This is a genomic window from Dokdonella sp., from assembly GCF_039926425.1.
Classification (GTDB): Bacteria; Pseudomonadota; Gammaproteobacteria; order Xanthomonadales; family Rhodanobacteraceae; genus Dokdonella_A.
In genome coordinates, this window is sequence record NZ_JBDSWZ010000228.1 from 1 (window position 1) to 4,354 (window position 4,354).

3 protein-coding genes are annotated in these 4,354 nt (G+C 62.4%); 2 read left to right on the plus strand and 1 reads right to left on the minus strand.

The window, feature by feature from the left end; genetic code table 11:
- A partial coding sequence (locus ABIV12_RS13115) for a TonB-dependent receptor (protein ID WP_348059993.1) occupies window positions 1–1,080 on the plus strand: 1,080 nt, incomplete at its 5' end.
- 183 nt (window positions 1,081–1,263) lie between these two features.
- Window positions 1,264–3,012, plus strand: a complete 1,749-nt coding sequence (locus tag ABIV12_RS13120) for a hypothetical protein (protein ID WP_348059997.1) — start codon at window positions 1,264–1,266, stop codon at window positions 3,010–3,012.
- Between the two features lie 239 nt (window positions 3,013–3,251).
- Here ABIV12_RS13120 and ABIV12_RS13125 read toward each other — a convergent pair.
- Window positions 3,252–4,354: hypothetical protein (locus ABIV12_RS13125; protein WP_348059999.1), on the minus strand; the 1,103-nt coding region annotated here is incomplete at its 5' end.

Genomic DNA, 4,354 nt, shown 5'->3' on the forward strand with positions numbered 1-4,354 from the left:
ATCGACCAGATCCTCTCGTCGGACAACATCGGGCCGGACGGATTCGTGCTGCGCGAGACAACGCGCGCGACGGACAACTATTCGGCTGCGCAAGCCATTGACGCGGCGTTTTTCAACGTCGACTTCAACTTCAAGGGCCGCTATCGGGTCGTGCTCGGATCGCGGCACGAGCGCAACGACCAGTCGGTCACGACCTTCAGCATCGTCAACCCCTCGGCTGCTCCCGTCCGCTCGACGGACCGCAGCAGTGTCTGGCTGCCGGCGGCATCGTTCGCCTGGCTCTACAGCGAGAATGCGCAAGTGCGTGCCGGATTCAGCCGCACCGTGGCGCGCCCCGATTTCCGCGAGCTCTCGCCGTCTCCCTACACCGACCCGGAACTGGATATCGACACGATCGGTCGTCCGGATCTGCAGGCGACGCGCATCCGCAACATCGATCTACGCTGGGAATACTACTTTTCCGATTCGGACAGTCTGTCGGTCGCCGCATTCGACAAAAAATTCGATCATCCGATCGAGCGTGTGCGTCTGGCGGGATCGACGCCGCTGCTGAGTTTTGCGAATGCCGGGAGCGCACACAACGACGGGGTCGAGCTCGACATTTACAAGAGTCTGGGTTTCCTGGGCGAGCGCTGGAAGGTGGCCGAGCTGGAAAACTTCTACGCCGGCTTCAACTATGCACGCATCCGCTCAAACGTTCAGCTCGATCCGCTGAGCGCGAGCTTCCAGACCAACCTCTCGCGTGCGATGCAGGGTCAGTCGCCGTACGTCATGAATGCGCAGATCGGATACAGGCACCCGGACAACCGGCTCGAGACGACGCTGCTGTTCAACCGGTTCGGTCGGCGGATCTCCGAGGTGGGTGTGCAGGGCCAGCCGGATATCTACGAGGAAGCCTTCAGCGCGCTGGATTTCCAGTTTCGCCAGCGCTTTGCGCGTGACTGGCGCTGGACGTTGAAGCTGCGCAACCTGCTGGACCCGAAGGTGCAATTCGTGCAGGGCGGCTTGTCGACGCGAGAGTTCCGGAAAGGCCGCGAGATTGCCTTCAGTCTCGAGTGGCGACTCGGTTCCTCGCGCTAGCCGAAATCCTGGGCGGTTCGTGCACAGCGCGTGTGCCTGTCGCGCCTATTCGTTGCGCAGTGACACATGCCCGTAAAAAAAGTGTGGCGCTTCGGTCACATGCGGTCGATAGCGTGCAGGTTCGTGCGCGGTTTTCCGATTTGTGACCGTGTATTTGCCAGTCCAATCGATGGGGATTTCCAGATGAATTCTTTGAGCAAAAAGCTACTCAGCGGCGCGGCGCTCAGCGTACTAGCCGTGGGTCAAGTGCATGCGGCGTTGACCCTCACCGATGCGTTCGATGGTGGATGGGCTGATCTTTCGCACCCCTCCTCCGCGCGCGGTTGGGTGTTCGATGTTCTCCCGACTCCGAGCGGCAACAAGACGCTCTATCTGTCGGGATATCTCTACGATGCAGACGGCAACCCGATCTGGGTGACTGCATCGCCGTTGCTTGGCGAATTTGAATTCAGTGCGACCTCGGACCTGTTTACCTTCAGCGATGGCACGTTCAACGGGCCACTCACCGAAGTGCCGACAAGAAGCCGGTTTGGTTCCATCGACGTCTCGTTCGCGAGTTGTACCGAAGGCACCGTCACCGTCACACCCGACGCGAGCACAGGCCTCAGTCCGGTTTCATTCCCCGTGAATCCGCTGCAGCAACTGGTCACCCCTGAAGTGGGCAGTTGCGTCTATCGTGAGAAATTCACCAGCTGCCCCGCTGGGTCGACAGCGGGCAGCTCGCCGCGGACCTGTGTACTGAGCGGCTCGATCACGAGCAACATGACCTTGACGAATAACACGACCTGGGAACTCCAGGGCCTGGTGACCGTGGGCGGCGACAATGCGAATTCCGCGACGGTCACCATCGAACCCGGAACCCTGATCACCGGGCGCGGAGATACAGCGGACTATCTGTACGTGAATCCGGGTTCCAAGCTGATCGCGAACGGAACGCCGTATGCGCCGATTGTGTTCACCAGTCCGAAGGACGGCAAGCTCGGCCAGACTCCCGCACCGGGCGACTGGGGCGGCGTCGTGCTGGCGGGCAATGCACCGAACAACAAATGTCCGACAGCGCCGTTCGATTGCCGCAGCGAGTTCAACCCGGACCTCCGGTACGGCGGCAACAATCCGCATGACAGCTCGGGCAGCCTGCGCTACGTGCAATCGCGATATGCCGGTTACGTGTTCGTCGAAGGCCGCGAAGTCAACTCGTTCACGTTCGAGGCGGTCGGCGATGGAACCGTGGTCGATCACTTGCAGGCGTATCGCGGCAAGGACGATGGCTATGAATTCTTCGGCGGTACGGTCAATGCGAAATACCTGATCTCGTACGAAGGCGGCGACGACGGGTTTGACTGGGACGAGGGTTTCAGCGGCAAGGTGCAGTTCGGACTCGTCAAGTGGGCGTCGGAATCGCTCGCGCTTGGCAACGACAATGGCTTCGAGGCGTCGAACCAGAACGAGAACAACGATGCGCTTCCGCGGGCAACGCCGAGCTGGTCGAACATGACCTTCATCGGCAACGGTGCGGGCGGAGGCAACGGGATCAACCTCAAAGAAGGAAGCGCCGGGCATATCAGCAACATCGTCGTCACGGCGTTCAACAAGCCCGGCAAGGGTTGCTTGTTCATTGACAACGCCGCGACGGCGGCGCAGGTGGGCGGTGCCGATCTGAGCCTTGATCATGCATGGCTGAACTGCAGCGTCAATTTTGTGGATGGCGGCACCGGTGTCGCCGGGTCGGCCCAGGCGCTGTTCAGTGGCGGCACCGGCAATGCAACAGGCAATCCTCAGCTCAATGGATTTTTGCCGGCTGCCGGTTCGCCGCTCGCGAACGGCGCATTGGTCGTCAACGACGCGTTCTTCACGGCGGCGCCGTATATCGGTGCCTTTCGCGATGCCAACGATGACTGGACCGCCGGCTGGACGTTTAACATCCAGCGCTGATTTGCAGATGCATTCGTGAACGGAGTGGCGCCGAGGCGCCGCTCCGTTTTCGGTTGCGGGAAACACGACTTTCAGCGGGCCGTCATACGCACATCGCAATTGCGCTTGAAACAGACACACGGCAAAAGCAGCGGCAGCATGCGGGATGCGCACGTTGCCGAAGGTGCAGGGACGCACCGATTTTGACGGCCCAGGTGTGGCGGACGCGCCCGTAGCCCTTCGACATCCGGCCTGCGCGTTCAGCCCAGCAGGTCGGCCAGCGTTTGCCGGTATGCGGCGATCACCTGATTGCCATCGGACGGCGCGCCCTGCACCGCGATGCGTGCACGCACACCCATGCAAAGAGCCTTCAACTGCGGGGCGTTCGCTTGTTTGCCCGATTCGAACGCCGCGCGCCCTGGCTCCGAGTGGAAGCGGTGAAGGTCGAAGAAGAACCGGTCCTGTCCGTCCGTCAGGAAGCCCAGGACGGGCAACGCGCTCTCGCCTGCGTCGAGCGATCGTCCGCTCAGCATTTCGCGTTCCCGGCACAGGTTTTCCGCACTGGTCGCAAACTGCCGGAACGGTTCCGACACGTTCGCGGTGTCCAGATCGGCGGCGATCAGCGCCAGCTGCTGCGCATGCACCAGCCCGGCATTGTCTCGCCAGTCCGGACGCCTTGCGTCCAGCACCTGGTCGAGTCGCGCCGCGAGTGCGCCGCCGCTTTGCACGAGGTCAGCGGCGTTGTAGAGATGGCCGCCGGGCAGCGGACGTGCGTCGAACGTGCTGCCGGCGATCATCAATTCGAGCGCGTCGTGGATCGCGGAATCGTGTGCGATGAAGAATCCGCAGGTCTGCAGCAGGCGGCACGTTTCCTCGATGCTGGCGCGCTCGTTCGCACCGACGCCGCCGACCAGCTGCGGAGCCTCGCGCTGTCGAAGATCGTGGCTGGCGCCAAACAGGCTGAGCGCGCAGAGGTCGCGAAGGCCAAATGTGCGCAGGCCGTTCGATTCGATCAACCGGTCGAGCCGGTCCGAGCAGATCTCCAGGATGTGGCCTTCGTTGTGATAGGCGTGAAAGTCGTTGCCAAGGTGGCCATGACGCAAGGCCAGTCGCGCGTAAGCCAACGTCATTGCGTCGAAGGTGCGTTCGAGCAACGCACGATCCTCGTCGCTGACCGCGAGCGTCGACCACTCGCGCCGGCGGCGCCCGAGCAGCGCATCCAGCGGAGCAGCGCGGTCGCCGAGCAGGGCGCGCGCGGAGGCTGGATCCGGCAACCGCCGTTCGGCATCGTCCGTGGTCGATTCGTGCGGGAATCCGAGTATCACGTGTCGATCATCTCCCCATGACCCGCGGCGAGTATAGG